This window comes from Streptomyces sp. NPDC107546 (assembly GCF_055639175.1).
This window is the reverse complement of the sequence record NZ_JBVKBA010000049.1, coordinates 23,549-39,191: the sequence shown is the minus strand read 5'-3', so window position 1 is coordinate 39,191 and position 15,643 is coordinate 23,549. Positions and strand designations below refer to the sequence as shown.

12 protein-coding genes are annotated in these 15,643 nt (G+C 67.6%); 5 read left to right on the top strand and 7 right to left on the bottom strand.

The window, feature by feature from the left end; all coding sequences use genetic code 11:
- Nucleotides 1-355 precede the first annotated feature (355 nt).
- Together ACZ7L1_RS36385 and ACZ7L1_RS36380 are read right to left on the bottom strand one after the other, a co-directional pair.
- A complete protein-coding gene (locus ACZ7L1_RS36385) occupies nucleotides 356-523 on the bottom strand; it encodes a hypothetical protein (protein WP_165939570.1) in 168 nt (55 codons plus the stop codon).
- 113 nt (nucleotides 524-636) lie between these two features.
- Nucleotides 637-930 carry a hypothetical protein gene (locus ACZ7L1_RS36380; protein WP_471443609.1) on the bottom strand — a complete coding sequence of 98 codons (294 nt, stop codon included), beginning with the start codon at nucleotides 928-930 and terminating at the stop codon, nucleotides 637-639.
- A gap of 713 nt (nucleotides 931-1,643) precedes the next feature.
- Here ACZ7L1_RS36380 and ACZ7L1_RS36375 point away from each other — a divergent pair.
- On the top strand, nucleotides 1,644-4,298 hold the full coding sequence (locus ACZ7L1_RS36375; protein WP_471443607.1) for a helicase associated domain-containing protein: 2,655 nt from the start codon (nucleotides 1,644-1,646) through the stop codon (nucleotides 4,296-4,298).
- An 85-nt stretch (nucleotides 4,299-4,383) separates the two neighbouring features.
- Here ACZ7L1_RS36375 and ACZ7L1_RS36370 read toward each other — a convergent pair whose 3' ends face one another.
- The 3 genes from ACZ7L1_RS36370 to ACZ7L1_RS36360 form a co-directional block, all read right to left on the bottom strand.
- Entirely contained in the window at nucleotides 4,384-4,881 is a 498-nt protein-coding gene (locus ACZ7L1_RS36370; RefSeq protein ID WP_471443605.1) for a Pycsar system effector family protein, read from the bottom strand.
- A 23-nt stretch (nucleotides 4,882-4,904) separates the two neighbouring features.
- Nucleotides 4,905-5,618 (bottom strand): adenylate/guanylate cyclase domain-containing protein, encoded by a 714-nt coding sequence (locus tag ACZ7L1_RS36365; RefSeq protein WP_471443603.1) that lies wholly within the window; start codon nucleotides 5,616-5,618, stop codon nucleotides 4,905-4,907.
- Nucleotides 5,619-5,729: 111 nt separating this feature from the next.
- Nucleotides 5,730-5,981 (bottom strand): hypothetical protein, encoded by a 252-nt coding sequence (locus ACZ7L1_RS36360; RefSeq protein WP_471443601.1) that lies wholly within the window; start codon nucleotides 5,979-5,981, stop codon nucleotides 5,730-5,732.
- Between the two features lie 104 nt (nucleotides 5,982-6,085).
- Here ACZ7L1_RS36360 and ACZ7L1_RS36355 point away from each other — a divergent pair, with 104 nt between their 5' ends.
- Nucleotides 6,086-6,976 carry a hypothetical protein gene (locus ACZ7L1_RS36355; RefSeq protein WP_471443599.1) on the top strand — a complete coding sequence of 297 codons (891 nt, stop codon included), beginning with the start codon at nucleotides 6,086-6,088 and terminating at the stop codon, nucleotides 6,974-6,976.
- 217 nt (nucleotides 6,977-7,193) lie between these two features.
- Here the strand turns inward: ACZ7L1_RS36355 and ACZ7L1_RS36350 are convergent, their stop codons facing one another.
- Together ACZ7L1_RS36350 and ACZ7L1_RS36345 are read right to left on the bottom strand one after the other, a co-directional pair.
- Nucleotides 7,194-8,591 carry an AbiJ-related protein gene (locus tag ACZ7L1_RS36350; protein ID WP_471443597.1) on the bottom strand — a complete coding sequence of 466 codons (1,398 nt, stop codon included), beginning with the start codon at nucleotides 8,589-8,591 and terminating at the stop codon, nucleotides 7,194-7,196.
- Between the two features lie 150 nt (nucleotides 8,592-8,741).
- Nucleotides 8,742-9,698 carry a hypothetical protein gene (locus ACZ7L1_RS36345; RefSeq protein WP_471443595.1) on the bottom strand — a complete coding sequence of 319 codons (957 nt, stop codon included), beginning with the start codon at nucleotides 9,696-9,698 and terminating at the stop codon, nucleotides 8,742-8,744.
- 217 nt (nucleotides 9,699-9,915) lie between these two features.
- Between ACZ7L1_RS36345 and ACZ7L1_RS36340 the strand changes: the two genes are divergently transcribed.
- The 3 genes from ACZ7L1_RS36340 (at nucleotide 9,916) to ACZ7L1_RS36330 (ending at nucleotide 15,632) form a co-directional block, all read left to right on the top strand.
- Nucleotides 9,916-11,373 carry an ApeA N-terminal domain 1-containing protein gene (locus ACZ7L1_RS36340; protein WP_471443593.1) on the top strand — a complete coding sequence of 486 codons (1,458 nt, stop codon included), beginning with the start codon at nucleotides 9,916-9,918 and terminating at the stop codon, nucleotides 11,371-11,373.
- A 446-nt stretch (nucleotides 11,374-11,819) separates the two neighbouring features.
- The gene (locus ACZ7L1_RS36335) at nucleotides 11,820-12,683 is read left to right on the top strand and encodes a replication-relaxation family protein (protein ID WP_471443591.1); all 864 of its coding nucleotides are present in this window, start codon (nucleotides 11,820-11,822) and stop codon (nucleotides 12,681-12,683) included.
- 423 nt (nucleotides 12,684-13,106) lie between these two features.
- Nucleotides 13,107-15,632: a hypothetical protein gene (locus ACZ7L1_RS36330; RefSeq protein WP_471443589.1), complete on the top strand. Its 2,526-nt coding sequence runs from the start codon at nucleotides 13,107-13,109 to the stop codon at nucleotides 15,630-15,632.
- Nucleotides 15,633-15,643: the final 11 nt, after the last annotated feature.

The window sequence follows — 15,643 nt, the reverse complement described above, 5'->3', positions numbered from 1 at the left end:
CCCGCGGAGCGGGTCCCATCGCGCTGCGCGCGATGCAAGCGAACCCCCGCGCTGCGCGCGGGGGTTGCGCTCCCGCTCCGCGGGAGCGCTGGCTGACCGCTGCGCGGTCAGCTCACCAGGGCTGCTGCGCAGCCCTGGTGACGCTCCGTCCGCTGCGCTCCCGGAGCGGTGTGGGGGCTACGCCCCCACACGCGGTGCCTCCGCTGCGCTCCGGTCACCGGGTGGCGCTTCGCGCCCCGAAGGCCGGCCCCGCTGCGCGGGGCGGCCAACGGGCCTGCGGCCCGAGCAGCAGCAAGGACAGGGTTGCGACTGTCTCTTCGGTTGGCCTCTGTGAGTGCTGGGGCTTGACGCCGGGTCAGCGTCTACGGGACCAAGTGCTACCGATTCCCGCAACGTGCAGGGCCAATGCGGTCAGCCCCAGGAGCATGACGTTGACTGACGAGAACGTGTGATTGGTGCTGATCTCGGCCGCGTTGATGAGGAACGCGATGAAGAACAGTACTGCAGCGACTATGCCGAGCATGACGAGCCCCTCTCATAGGAAGTGAAGCCCGTATGCCCGGCCACCGCCTCCACAGACATGGGCGGCGCCTGCGAAGTTGTCTGGCCGGCTCGTGCAGGCAGGCTGACGGATCCTCAGGCGTGGGCGTGGCGGGTGTTTGCCGCCTTGCGCGAGGCGGCGTGATGCGCGGGCCGGCCTGTCGCGGGGACTGGGAGGCGCCGCAGGGACAGGGTGGCGGTGGTGAGGAGACTGGTGAAGACGGCCAGGAGGAGGACGGACACCCACATCTGCCGGCTCCCGGGTGCCTGCCAGCCGGTCCAGGCGGTGGATGCCGCCCACAGCAGGGCGCCCACGGCGTAGAAGGAGCGGACGCGGTGCAGCTGCCGCACGGCCCGCAGGAACTGGATGCGTTCAATCTTCGGTGCCATGCGGGGCCGTGTACCCCGATGCGCCACGACCATCAGGGTGGAAGGAATCTTGTGTAGGAGGTTTTCGGGGAGTCTTGCACGTCTGCATCTCGATGTGATGCAGCATGTAGCATTGGCATAATTCAGGGACACCCGGTGGGGAGCGGTTTGCGTGTTGATCTACGAGTATCTTCCGCATGAGCTTGCCCGGCTCGGGGTGGTCGCGAAAGCTGCCGGACTCGATGACCGTCGGGTGGCGACGCAGGTACGCCTTGCGCAGGAGCGTGCCGGGCGGGCGCGGATGCTCCCGGTGGAAGTGCATCACTTGAGTGAGCTGTTCATCGCGGAGCTGCGGCGGCTGCAGTGGGAACGGATCGCCCAGCTCATGGAGAAGGAGCGGATGGCCGCGTACCAGCCCTCCCGCGGCTCGCGTGCCATCCGCTACGAAGGGCAGCGTCTGCAGCGGCTGATGACAGACGTGGCCGAGGCCGAGCAGTCCAGTGTCACGGGTCCGCAAATCTGTCGGTATCGCGTCTACCGGGTCGGTGCCCGGCCCACCGCCGGCTGCTCCAGCCCGGACGCACCGGCTCCCGTCGTCCACCTGATGGCGCCGTCAGCCGACGCAGCGGCCGAGCGGGCCTGGCCATACACGGCAAAGACGGCGGCCTCTACCAGCGCGGTAGATACCGGATCGCTTCCGTCGAACAGGTCCTTCCCGAGCCGGGAGAACTCTTTTGATCCAGCTCCGAGAACACCAGATGGAACAGAAATCACGGTTCCGGAAATGGGTCGGATTTCCTGCAAGATCATCTGTGTCGCCGAAGGGTGTGAGGGGCACGATCGTCTCCGCGACCGGATCGGGCAAGACCATCACCGCCGCCGCGTGCGCGCTGGAGTGCTTCCCCAGCGGCCGGGTCCTCGTAACCGTGCCGACCCTGGACCTGCTCGTGCAGACCGCCCAGGCATGGCGCCTGGTGGGACATCGCTCCCCGATGGTCGCGGTGTGCTCGCTGGAGAACGACCCGGTGCTCAACTCGCTGGGGGTGCGCACCACCACCAACCCGATCCAGCTGGCGCTGTGGGCCGGGTCCGGGCCGGTGGTCGTGTTCGCCACGTACGCCTCCCTGGTGGACCGCGAGGACCTGGAGGACCCGTTCGGTCAGGGAAACGTCCGTGGGCCGCTGGAGGCCGCTCTGGCGGGCGGGGAACGGCTCTACGGCCAGCAGATGGCAGGCTTCGACCTCGCGATCGTGGACGAGGCGCACTCAACCGCCGGTGATCTCGGCAGGCCGTGGGCGGCCATCCACGACAACGCCCGCATCCCTGCCGACTTCCGGCTCTACCTCACCGCCACCCCGCGCATCCTGGCCTCACCCCGGCCGCAGAAGGGCGCGGAGGGCCAGGAGCTGGAGCTGGCATCGATGGGCCAGGACTCGCAGACCTACGGGCCGTGGCTGGCCGAGCTCGGGCTCTCGGAGGCGATCGAGCGGGGCATCCTCGCAGGCTTCGAGATCGACGTGCTGGAGATCCACGACCCCTCCCCCGTCCTCGGGGAGTCCGAGGAGGCGCAGCGGGGCCGGCGCCTGGCGCTCCTGCAAGCCGCGCTACTGGAGCACGCCGCGGCGTACAACCTGCGTACGGTCATGACGTTCCACCAAAGGGTGGAGGAGGCCATGGCGTTCGCGGAGAAACTGCCGCAGACGGCAGCCGAGCTGTACGCAGGCGACGCCTCCGACGAGGAGCTGGCGGCTGCGGACCGGTTGCCGAAGTCGTCGATCGGCGCGGAGTTCTACGAGCTGGAGGCCGGCCGCCACGTCCCGCCGGACCGGGTGTGGTCGGCGTGGCTGTGCGGCGACCACCTCGTCACCGAGCGGCGCGAAGTGCTGCGCCAGTTCGCGAACGGCATCGACGCCGCCGGCCGCCGCGTACACCGGGCGTTCCTCGCCAGCTGCCGCGTCCTCGGTGAAGGCGTCGACATCGTCGGCACCCGCGGAGTCGAGGCCGTGTGCTTCGCCGACACCCGCGGCTCCCAGGTGGAGATCGTCCAGAACATCGGCCGCGCGCTCAGGCCCAACCGGGACGGCACCACGAAGATCGCGCGGATCATCGTGCCCGTGTTCCTCGAGCCCGGCGAGGACCCCACCGACATGGTCGCCTCCGCCAGCTTCCGCCCCCTCGTAGCCGTCCTCCAAGGCCTGCGCAGTCATGATGAACGACTCGTCGAACAGCTCGCCTCCCGTGCCCTCACCAGCGGGAAGCGCAAGGTCCACATCCGGCGCGACGAAGACGGGCGGATCATCGGCACCACGGCCGAAGGTGAGGGCCAGGAGCACGACGACACCCAGGCCGCTGCCGAGTCCGCGCTGCTCCACTTCTCCAGCCCGCGCGACGCCGCCGCCATCGCAGCCTTCCTCCGCACCCGCGTCTACCGGCCCGAGTCCCTGGTCTGGTTGGAGGGTTACCAGGCACTGATCCGCTGGCGGAAGAAAAACGAGATCACCGGCCTCTACGCCGTTCCCTACGACGTTGAAGTCGAAGTCGGGGCAACGAAATCCTTTCCACTTGGGCGGTGGGTCCACCAGCAGCGGAAAGCCCTGCGGGCCGCAAATCTCGACCCTCACCGCAAAGAACTGCTGGACGCACCGGAGGCCGGCATGGTGTGGGAACCGGGCGAAGAAGCCTGGGAGAACAAGCTCGCCGCGCTGCGCTCGTACCACCGGGCCACCGGCCACCTCGCCCCGAGGCAGGACGCTCTCTGGGGCGACGGCGAGGCGATGGCGCCTATCGGGCAGCACATGGCCAATCTGCGCCGGAGGGGCGGCCTCGGGAAGAACGCGGAGCGGGCCGCGGAGCGCGTCAAGCAGCTGGAGGCGATCGACCCGGACTGGAACTGCCCCTGGCCACTCGACTGGCAACGCCACTACCGGGTGCTCGCCGACCTCGCCGCCGACGAACCCCATGGCGTCCTGCCCGACATCGCACCCGGCGTGCTGATGGACGGCGACGACATCGGGCGATGGCTCCAACGGCAGAAACAGCCGGCCACTTGGAAGCTGCTGTCGAGCGAGCAACAGGAACGGCTGTCCAAGCTGGGCATCAAGCCCACCGAGGCGCCGTCTCCCGTCCCGATGGCCAAGCGCGCGGCCAAGGGCCCGAGCAAGGCGCAGCAGGCATTCCAACGCGGCCTGACAGCCCTCGCACAGTGGGTGGAACGGGAAGGCCAGCGGCCAGTGCCAAGGGGCCACAATGAGGAGATCGCCGTCCACGGCGAGGCCGAGCCCGTGGCCGTCAAGCTTGGTGTGTGGGTCTCGAACACCCGCACGAGGCGGGATCGGCTTGCCCAGGAGCAGCTGGACGCGCTCCGGGAGCTGGGTGTCGACTGGGCATGACGCCGACGTTGTCCGGCCGGTAAGTCGGACCGTACGAGACCCTCGGGGCCGTGATGGGCCCGGGAGTCTCGTGCTCTTCCGATACTTAGGCGATGAGGCCTGCGAGAAACACCAGGGTGGCTCCTGCCGCGAAGAGCGCGAAGGACCATTGGACGTGACGGTGCTTCGCCCAGATGATCTTGCTTGTGATGATCAGCTGCCTGCTGAGGACGGGCAGCACATCGGTGTTCTTTAGGGCGTTCGCGAGTTCATCGGGTTCTCGGTGCATTAGGTGACCGAAGTAGATGAAGTTGGTCGGCGCCTCGGTGCGCGCCTTGCGGGCGCGCAGCCGCGGTGTGACGACCAACATGGCACTCAGGCCGCCAAGAAGGATCATGATGGTGCCCGCCCAGAGGAAGAAGCGCGCCCAGCCGTGCAGGTTGGCGAGGGCGTGATCCTTGTCAGACAGTGCAATGATGCCTGCGATCGCCGCCGAAGCCAGCGTCAGTGCGAAGGACGCCTTCGCGTCCACGCGCGCCGTCCAGCTGCCGAGCTCCGCGTGGATCTTCCATGCCGTTTCCCGGGCGTGGCTTTCATCGCTCAATGCTGTCGGCCCCCTGTTCCGGATTAGACGGCCCACCAGTAGCTGGACCGGTAGATGACCATGCTCTCGCCGCCCACAACGCGGGTGACTGCCTCCCACATGTCGGTGCCCCCGGAGTACTTCGACTCCTTGTTGAGCATCTTGTAGACGTCGGCCGTGATGTAGGAGTTGTAGTTGCCAGCCTCCCGGATGTCGCTGAGCTTGGCCGCAACGTTGGGGGCCCGGCCGATGGACACCAAGTCGCTGCTGTCCCGGACGCCTGCACGGGCGATGAACGCCGGGCCGGACGCGATCCCGACGCACATGCGCGGCTGGTACCCGTCCCGCTGCAGGTTCGGCAGCTGGGCGTACAAGGAGGGCTGGACGAGGTGGGTCATCGCCCAGTCGATCTGGAGGGCGGCCTTGGCGGCGGAGGAGTTCTTGGAATCGCCGATGAAGATGCCCATGACCCGGTCCCCGTCATAGCTCCGGATCTCACCGCCCCGCTGCTTGATGATCAGCGAAGCTGCGCGGAGCGAAGCTCGGATCACCTTGCCGGTCGTCTCGGGGCGGAAGTCCCGGGCGAGCTTCGTCGACCCGAGCAGATCCGCGTAGAGGTAGACGGCGTCGAGCTTCACAGCGTCGTTGGAGAACAGCTTGACATCGTCCGTTCCCGGGACCACCCGCCCTTCCCGGATACTCCAGGGGTTCTTCACGAGCTTGTCCAGGTCGGATCGGATCTCGTCGCCGAGGGACACGGGCCCACCCCACTCCAGTCGCTAAACTGGCCGGACCTTAGCAGCGCCCACTGACAACGCTGGATGACCAGCAGGACTGCCTGCTGGAAGAGGTGGGCGGGAGCGTCTGGGTCAGGCAGAGCTCACGACGATGCCGTTGACGCGCGCGACGAACTCGCCCGCGCGGACGTTGGCCGCCTCGTCCAGGCGCCTCTGGAACTCCTGGTAGTCCTCAACCGGTTCGCCGTCGACTTCGTACGCCCACTCTTCGACAGGGGCATCGGCGAGAGCGGCCTCAAGGCTCATGAGCAGCTTGCCTCCGACGGGGGTGGGGGAAGCGGACGGGTCGACCGGGTACTCAACTGCCCAGTGGGTGTGTGCCATGCGGTGGAGACTAGCCGGTGGCCATGGTCCCGTGGCACCGGCCGATGGTTCAGGCCGACCGACGGTCCGATGCGGTGGCCCGGATCTCCGCTTACGGTTCTTTGATGAACCAGGATGAGATCCGTGACGAGTTGGTGAGCTCTGCACAACGATGGGCTCGGACAGCTATCGACGCCTACCTCGAAGAGCCTGCTGACCAGGACTTCGCAGTCCATCACATGGCTGTGGCTGTCGAGCACCTGGCCAAGGCGTGTCTGGCATCCGTCACTCTCACGTTGTTGGCTACCCCCAAGCCTTCCGTACAGGACCTGCTGGTACTGGGCGGCCAGGAAGACAAGGTGGAGACGGGGCGCGCCGGGCTGAGGACCATCGGCGGCGCGGAGGCCGTGACGAGACTCGCGCAGGTGGGCAAGGGGCAGGTGCCAGCGCAGCTGGCGGCGTTGAGGGATGCCCGCAACGGCATCACTCACATGGGATGGGGACGGCCGTCTGACGAGTGCAGGGACCTGCTGGCAGCTGGTGTGGCGTACATCGATTCCCTGCTGCCCAATCTGGCGAAGGAGCCGGACTGGTTCTGGGAGAACCATTACGACGTGTGCAAGGACCTCGTAGAGAAGACGACGTCCGAGCTGAAATTGCGCTACGCGGCGAAGATCCGGCGGGCGCAGGCGACCTTCGCGAAGAGGACAGAGAGGATGTCCGACAGCGAGAAGACGGCCCTGGTCGCCAGTCTGTCGGCAGCGCCTCTGCCCAGCCGATGGCTTCTCCACATCCCCGCGCAGTGTCCGGCATGCGAAAGTCCTGCCTTCATCAGCGGACGGGACAAGAGCGGCGACTACGGAGACATCTGGTTCTTCCCCCGCTACTTCGGATGTCGGGTCTGCGAGCTCACGCTGACCGGGCCAGAACTCGACCTCGCGAACATGAAAGCCCAGTCGCTGCGCGATGACGAAGAGCTGGACCCGGACTGGGAACCCGACCCCGACTTCATGTGACGCACCCGTCGTCCCGCTGCACGGCAGGGCCTTGGCCGTCTTCACCAGGACGGCATGGCCCGGCCGGGTGGCTTGTCCTTCCGGCGGCGCGCGCGGCCCCGCCGTCGCGCGCGAGGAGCACCAGCGGCGCCCCGATCCCCTCGCCCGCCGTCCGGGGCCTAGCCCACCCATCCGTGTCTCCTTCACGGTGGTGATCCCGCCGGTGGCCCGGCTGACGTCACGCCGGCTTCAGCAGCCTGCTGAAGAAGTCAGCGACCAGGGGACGCGCGCTCTCTCTGTCCTCCAGTTCGCTGTGCCCGAAGCGGTAGACCTGGTAGCCCAGGAACTTCAGCTCGCGATCCCCCGCCATAGTGGCGGCATATTTGCTGGGATTGGGCATCTTGCCCTGGTTGTCTGTGTAGTGCTGGCTTCCGTCGACCTCAAGGACTACGCGTCTGCGGCCCGGCATGAGCAGCAGGAAGTCCATGCGGATGTGCTGTTGTGCGCGTTCACGGCGCTGGTTGATCGTCTGGTGGTCCCAGTGCAGCCATACCTCGGGCAGCAGGGCCGGCAGATCGTCGGGCTCGCGGTGGTGGATGTTGTAGTACAGCCAGTACAGGTTGTCCTGGCCGGTTGATTCCTTCGGCATGCTGGCCCGCATGCGTTCGAATAGCGACGAGCGGGCCTGCGAGGTGTCCGTGATGCCGCGTTTTTCCTGCCACCAGTTCAGGAGGTCTTGCCAGCGGAGACCGTCGTTGCCGATGACGCGGTCGTAGACGAGGACCTGGTCGGCCCGCTCGGCCTGTTCGATGACCTCCAGGTCGCCGTCCAGCACGCTGCTGACCCTGATGTCGGGTTTCGTGAGGGTGGCGAAGATGACCTGCCGCGGTCGGCGCGAGGGTGGCTCACCGACTCTGATCAGTTCGAAGAGCGGATAGCCGTCCTCTTCACCGGCTTCTTGCAGTCGAGCGCCGACGCGCTGCAGGTGCACGTTGGCTACCTCGACAAACTGCCGTTGCGCAGGCTCGTCAGGGATTGTTGAGGGTGCTGCCAGCGCCTCCAGGAAGCGGGCGAAGCGCGGATGCGATGCCTGGAAGCAGCCCAGCTGCTCGAAGAGGGACACGGCGTCCCAGTCATCGTTGTTGATCACATACTGGGTGATCTGTGCGCGAAGGGTCTTAGCACCCCCGTTCCAAGCGGCCATCGGATCGTTGTCCAAGACCCACAGAGAGTCGAGCATCGTGAGAAACCGATCCGCATGACGGACGTAGTGCTCGAGTGACAATGAGGCTGCGAGCTCACGTCTAGTCCTGCCGGGAACCTCTACACAGTCACTGCCCTGCCACAGCGCGTCCTGGAGGGCATTGCGCTGATCTGCGTTGACGGGCTGACTGGCCAGAACCGCACGCGCAATCACCGGAAGATCTTCGTCACGGCACGCCTCCAGGCTGACAGCCAGGCGCTCGTGCTTCGAGATCTCCCGATGGGTGTGAGGGTCCACCTTGGGCGGAGGCGCAGGCATGCTGAGGCTGGCGCACAGGCCGGGAATGTCCTTGTGCCCGAAGACCTGATAGCGAGCGACGACCGTCTCGTCGATCAGTGCCCGAAGACTCGCCACGTCCATCTGCTCTCCCATTCCACGATGACGGGCCGTCCGAACGCCGGCCGAGGGGGCTGGCGTTGCGGAACGGGCTGTCCGGCACGGTTGGATCTCGTGGCCCGGTCGGGTCTCGAAGGGCACCGCGGTTCAAGGCCGACGGGTATGGCGCCCTCCCGGCCGCCCCCGTCACGCCCAGGACGGCGGGACAGCCCGTGCGTTGATCTCGGTGATGCGGAGTGCCACGGTGATGACGAACTGGCGGCAGAAGTCGAATTCTTCCTGGTTGGGGGCGTATCCGAGCTCTGCAGAGAAGCTGGGTGTCGTCGAATTGATGTAACGGACCACCTCCGGGGTGAGTCGGGTGAAGCGCTGGTACTGGTGGAAGTCCACGCCCAACGCCAGAAGGCGCATGCCTTCCTGCAGAGCCCGGGTGACGTCGCGTGTCCTCGTGTACTCCCTGGCGAGCGTTTCCGCGCCTCGCGCAGGCACCCCTCTGCGCGAGGCATGATCCGGCTGGTAGAGGGTCGCTCGGACCTGGTCTTCTCTGAGGGGATTGCTCGGCATCGGCTCGCCGAAGCTGTAAGCAGACCGTCCCCGGGGCGCGTGCCTGTCTTTGGTCTGGTCGTTCATGAGCTCTTGGAACGCCATCGCCAGGGTGCCCATGGCCTCCAGGAAGCTGCCCTCCGAGTTGAGCTGTGCGGCCGTCTTGAGGTGCGTGCGGGTCTGGTCGTGCTGGACGACTTCGGCCAGGTCGATGTCGTCGAAGGCGAAGCCGAAAACGCGGGGGGTGTTCTCCAGGAAGAAGTGAGCGGTGTCGGCTTTCACGTCCGCGATGGCGTTCGGGCCCGGGAAGCCGGCCGTGTGCTTGAACCCGTTGCGGAGGTCGTTCAGGCGCTTGATCCCGTACTGCCCCTGCAGGTCCAGCCCGCCGGGAAAGTTGCTCGGGTGCAGTCCCTCGAAGAACCGTTTGATGAACGGGTCTCGGTCCTTCAGCACGGCACCCAGGTGTTCGGCGGTGACGATGAGGAACAGTTCCACGGCGTCGTGGAAGGTCAGCACCGAGGTGAAGGAAAGCGGCTCGGGAAGGAGCGACTGCTCGATGCCCTGGCGGTGCAGCAACCTGATGAAGGCCAGGTTCTTCATGCTCTGAGGCGAGACCGGCTTGCTGATGTCGGCGCTCCTTGCTGTGAGAGGACTGCGTCCAAGAGGGATTCTGGTCCTCAGGGCCGCCTCAGCGTCTTCGGTTTCCATCACTGCGGGCAAGACCTTTGCGCCGGACACACTGCTGTCTATGCCGCGACGCGTGTACACCAGTGGGAAGGTAGGCGTGTCCTGCGCATGAATCTTTAAAGGGGGGAACGTGGGTGAAGAGCACCATGGCGCGTGGTGGACTCCGGATACGCCCGACCTGCGGGTGCCGGGGTCTTTGACGCGCACCGAGGACGGATGGCGCCTGAGCCTCATCGGCACCCTGATGGTGAACGCAGGCGGCGGGGACGGCCTCCACCTTGTCCCACCACACACGATCTGGGGATCCTGCCGGGGTGTCCCATACACCCTCTTGAAGTGTTACCTGGACGATGACGTGCGGGGACCGGACCCCAGCGCGACTCACGCTGCCAGCGACCAGTGGACCATGGCATGGCGCGTCGGGCAGCTAATTCGCGGGGGTGAGATCACCGAGTCCACTCGCTTCCGCGCAGCGGAATTCGAGATTACCGGCCTGCCGGCTTGGTGGCCTCCGAGCGGACTGCGTGGCCCGCAGGCGCGATCTGGATCTTGGGCCTACACCGTGCCCGACGACGTGGCCATTGCCCTGGACGACGGAACGATCGGCATCGGTGTCCGAGAAACCCGCCACTTCGGCCGTCGGGTGAGATCCTTGCGTGAGCGCGTGGTGGTCAGGGCCGACAGGAATTCAGGCTTCACCCTGGATGAGGTGGAGAAGGAGATCGTGGGCCCCATGCGGGCCCTGGTCGCCATCGGGGTCAACGAGCCGGTCAGCGTATTCAACCTGCGTGTCGCGCCTGAAGATCTCCTCACGGAAGACGGGCGGCCGCGCTTCTTCGCTGTCGACCCTCAGAACGGCGAGACACCCGAAGAGCCTCTGCCGTCGTTGCATGCCCCGCTGCCGCTGTCTCCGTCCCTGGACGGCTTGGCCTCGTTCATCCCGGCGTGGCTGGAGGTGGCCCGCAGCTGTTCTGTGCCGCTGGACGCAGTAGAGCCCCGCCGACGGTCCGGGTCCCTGCAACTGCAGCTCCTGGATGTCGTCAACGCAGCCGAGACGCTCCATCGCGCTCTGCACGACGAACCAACTGAACACCCCCTTGCGCAACGCGTGCGCGACGCCCTCAAGGATTCAGGAGGGTTCAACGCTGCAGAGCGCCGCAATGTGTACGCCGCGGTCAAAGTGTTCGCTGACATCACCCTGGAGAAGCGTCTCCTGGCCCTGGCCGAAGAGCTCGGACCTGAGGTATGCGAGTGGCTCTTCACCGGCACGGTCGCACCGTGGGCCTTCGTGACGACCCGCATCCGCAACGCACTGAGCCACGGCTTCACGACCCCCGATGAAGTCCACGAAGATCCCGGGGCGCTCGCGGGCGCGCTGTACCTGACCGAGGCCGTCATCACGCTCCGGCTCCTCATCGAGGCCGGCTTGCCCTCAGGCACGGCTCTAGCCGCACAGCTCGGCAGGCATCCCGGGATGCGTTCCCTGGCCAAGCAGAACATCGCCGACTGGCCCGCACTCGCCCACCGCATCGACCCGGACCAGTGGCCGCAGCCTGAACCCGAACGCACCGACGAATCCGCCTCATAGGCAAGGGCTGGGCGCACCAGCTGGCTTCCCGCCGGGCGGCCTGTCCGCCGTGCGTCGCGCGCGGCCCCGCCGTCACGCGCGAGCAACACCGGTGGCGCCCGATCCCCTCGCCCGCCGCCCGGTACCTGTCCCACCCACCCACTTCTCTCTCCTTCCTGCTATGGGGCATGGACTCGGGGGCGTAGAGGGGATGTCGGCCTCCCGACCACGGCAGGGTCAGCGTGGTGACCTGCGGATCCGGGGACAGGCACGGCAGAGGGTCCGGGCGGTTGTCGGCCTGGTTGCCGGCGGGGATGTGGGCCTGGTGCACGGAGGCGTTGTCCCTTCGTGGCCGTGGTCGGGCCTTCGTGGTCGATGGTCTGGTCGGGGCCGGATGCTGCTGTGACCGGTACGCGCGGCGCCGGGCAGGCCGGGGCCGCACCGGACGGGAAGCGAGCGGATCCGTGATGATCGGCGTGGACGTGGGCAGCGGGGACCGGCTGGCGCTGGCCGTGCTGACGCAGTACCGGATAGCCACCACCGAGCAGATGCACCGGGTGATCGCCCCCGAGGTGCGCATCGAGCAGACCCGGCGATGGCTGGCCAGACTGCGCGTTGAGGGGCTGGTCGACCGCATCACCCTCCCGCAGGCCGGACGGACACGGGCGTGGTTCCCCACCCTGTACGCCGTGCGGCTCGCCTCCGAGTGGTCCCAGCTGCGCGGGCGCCGGCCTTCCAGGACCGTGTCCGATCCGACCGCCGTCCGGCTGAAGGCCGGTCACACGCTGACCGTGACCGAGACCGCGCTCGTCTTCCTCGAGGACGCCCGCCGCCGCGGCGAGCTGTGCCGGCCGCTGGACTGGATCCCCGAGGTACACCACCCGGTCGGGAGCGGCGAGGCCGTCATCCCCGACGCCCTCCTGTACTACCGAACCGGTTCCATCGTTGGCGACGACTGGTCGATGCTGCGGGCGTTCGTGGAAGTCGACCAGACCCATGGGCCCCGAACGCCTCGCCGCCAAGCTGACCGCCTACGAACGCCTCCACCGCTACGTGCCCGTCCCGCCCGTCACTGGGAGCGTGCGCGCCCAATGGGCCGCCGGCCAGCACGGCCACCCCGCCACCGCCCGGCCTGGGACGACGCGGTGTCGTACGGAGCAGGGCCGGACTCCGGCCAGGCCGCAGCCGGGCTGGAGCGGATGAAGTGCCTCGGCGCGCGGATCCGACCAGCTGGCCAGCTCCCGCGCCTCCGCCTCGCCGCCGCGCCTCGAGGACCAGATTGCGCGGCCGAGCAGCGGAGATCAGCCGCCGACCTCGCAGCCGGAGGCTGAAGGTCCGCTTCACAGCAGTCGGAGAGCCTGGGCGCATATACATCAACTCGCTTCTATACCAGACCTGTTGGCAATCGTTCACTTGATCGGGTGAATGCCTTCGCGACGGTTCATTCCTGCGCCAGCAGGCGTGGCAGATTTCGTGGTGCACGTCGGTGGCCCATCACTGACGTCCGCCTCATGCCGCCGACGGCGGAGCAGGAACAAGCCGCGAGACGCCCGGGTGCCACACGAAGCACTGTTCGGGCTGATCCTCTTCGGACGTTGGCAGTTGGACCGTACGGGGCGGGGACCGCCGAGACCCATCACGGGTGTCGATTGCACCTCGCTGGCACGAGGCTTCGGCGCTCGGGCGCGTGTCACGCTCCCGAGATACGGGAGCCTCTGCATTCGCCCGGCACGTCCGGGTGGAAGGACGACACCATGGTCGCGAAACGACCTGATGGCATCTACCCGTACATCGGTACCGACACCTGGGCTCAGCGTCTGGCGGACGCCATCGAGAACACGTGCGAGGACCAGGAGGTCGTACCGCCTCCCCGGCAGGCGATCATCGAGGGTCTCGCCTCCGCTCTCCCGGACACCGAGATCAAGAACCTCGTGGCGTCGCTGCGCAGCAGGAAGGTGCTCAAGCCCACCGCCTATCGGGTAGTGCAGGCTGGTACCGACAAGGTTCTCCTGCTGATGTGCGACGTGCACGGTGCCGCGGTGGTCCCGTGGGATCTCAATGACCGCACCGTCAGCTGCTGGACGCCTCCGAGCCCGGAGGCCACTCAGCGCGTCAAGGAACTCGTCACCGCCGAGATCACGCTGCGGGACGCCGAGAAGGCTGTGAAGAGCGCCGAGAAAGAGCGGGAGGCCCGTCGCCGCGCGCCCGGTAATGAGACGTACACAGCTGAAGCTCTCGCGGCAGCCACGCAGAAGCACCTGGACGCCGTCCGGCGCGTCAAGGAACTCGAAAGGGAGCGCCAGGCGCTGCTTGCCGCTCTGGGCAACCGGCGGCCCCGGCCGGTGGTCCGAGCGGCGGAAGAGGACGGCGAGGCGAAGGCGGCGCTCACGCTCGCCGAGCAGCCGTACGAGGTGGCCGTCCACGTTCAGCGGTACGCCGCCGACAGCCTGCAGCGCGCCGGGAAGACCCGCGGCTACGACCTGGTCGAGTCCCTCGTGGACGCCGGCCAGCTCTCCAAGGGCATGAACGTCCTTCAGCAGTGGCAGATCACCAACCCTGACGGGACGGTGTCCCGAATCTGGCGCATGGCCGCCGTGACCGCCAACAACAGGGCGCTCGCGCGCCTCGACATCTTCGGTGTGCGCCCGGAGCACCTGGTCACGGGCATGCCTCAGTCCCTCCTGTCTCTGCCGAAGGAGAAGAGTGACCCCGCGCTGCGGCTGCTCGGCCTGCGGGAAGTCCTGAACCGGATCTCCGCCCGGCTCAACGAGGCTGGCGCCCAACCGCAGACGAGCCTGGAGGACCCCTCGGTCCGGGCAGGGAAGATCGCCACGGTCTCCACGGAGATCGTCATCGGCTGCAACAAGCCGGCGGCGCTGGAACATGTCCTGCGGGCGCTGAACGTCAACGATCACCTGCGCGGCATCCAGCCCTACGACGAGGACGCCCGCTTGGTCGCCCTGTTCGCGACGCTCGTCGACTCCTACGCGAGGCAGTCCCTCCTCGCGGCCGCACTTGCCGACGCGTTCCCCAGTGCGCGGGGCGCGGATCTCCTCGATCTGCTTGGAGTACGCGATGCCCTGACCGCCAACGGGCCGCTCGACCCGCTGGAGCCACTCGTCCCCGCAGGCGACGAGGTTTCCCCGGTTGTCCTGCGCGATATCGCCGTGCGGGCGATCACCGCGCTCGTGTTCCCGGACATTCCCCCGGCTCCTGCGCAGGGGACGGGCAGGCGCACCATCCGCGACACGGGGCGGTTCTGGCCGATCGTGAAGGGGACGCTCCAGGAGTCGGCGTGGAGTCAGGTCACCGCGAAGACCGCCGGCGCACGCACGCGTCTGTGGTCGGCGGCGGTCGCCCAGTTGTTCTTGCACCGCGGCAACATCCTGTCCGCGCTGGGGCTGTTCGGCGTCGAGGAGACCAAGAAGGGATCCGGACAGGACCCCAGGTCGCTCAAGGAACTACTCATCGGAGCGGAAGCCGGCGATGCCACAGCGTGGGCCGCTCTAGTCCGACGGATGGCGCCGGCGCTCATGCACGCCCCGGAGCCTCTCATCACGCCCGGCCAGGGAAGCGAAGCGAGTGAGAGCCGCAAGGGAGTGCGCCGGACCCCCAGCAGCGTCCTCGCTTCCCTGACCCTGGCGTACACCTCGAAGAGCCCGGCCGTCAGCCGGGCCCTCCTCCTCGCGTTCGCGAAGTCCGTCCTGGAGCACCCGGACGCCACACAGCCACCCATCGCAGAAGACGGCTGCCGTCTGGTCTGCTACGGCGAGCGCCACCGGGACGAGGAGGAACAGACCACGATCACAGCCGGGATGGTGATCGTCCCGGACACCGAGGGACGGCCGACCCCGTACGTCGCCGACAAGGACTGGTTCGACGAGACGTTCCCGGTGGAACTCGGCCGCCCGGTACAGGATCCCGCTGGCAGCAGCGGTCCGGGCACCGGCGTCCCGGTCTCGGAGAGCGATCCGGCCAGCAGCACCACATCTCACGGCGAGGCGCCGCCCGACCCCCGCGAGCGGCTGACCACCTTGCGTCGGGAACTGCCTGCCCGCGTCGAGTTGGTCGGAGGCAGCTACCAACGCGCGGTCGACTCAGCCCACACCCTGATGACGGACTTCGAGGAAGCACGCCGACTGCGCGCCCAGCTCGGCGAGGAAGCGCTGCCAGCCGAGCAGCGGATCGAGTGGATGGAGAAGCTGACGAAGGCCCGGGAGGCCGCACAGGCCAGCGTGACCACGCTCGGGCAAGTGGAGGCGCTGATTCTGCAGATCTGACCGGTCATGTG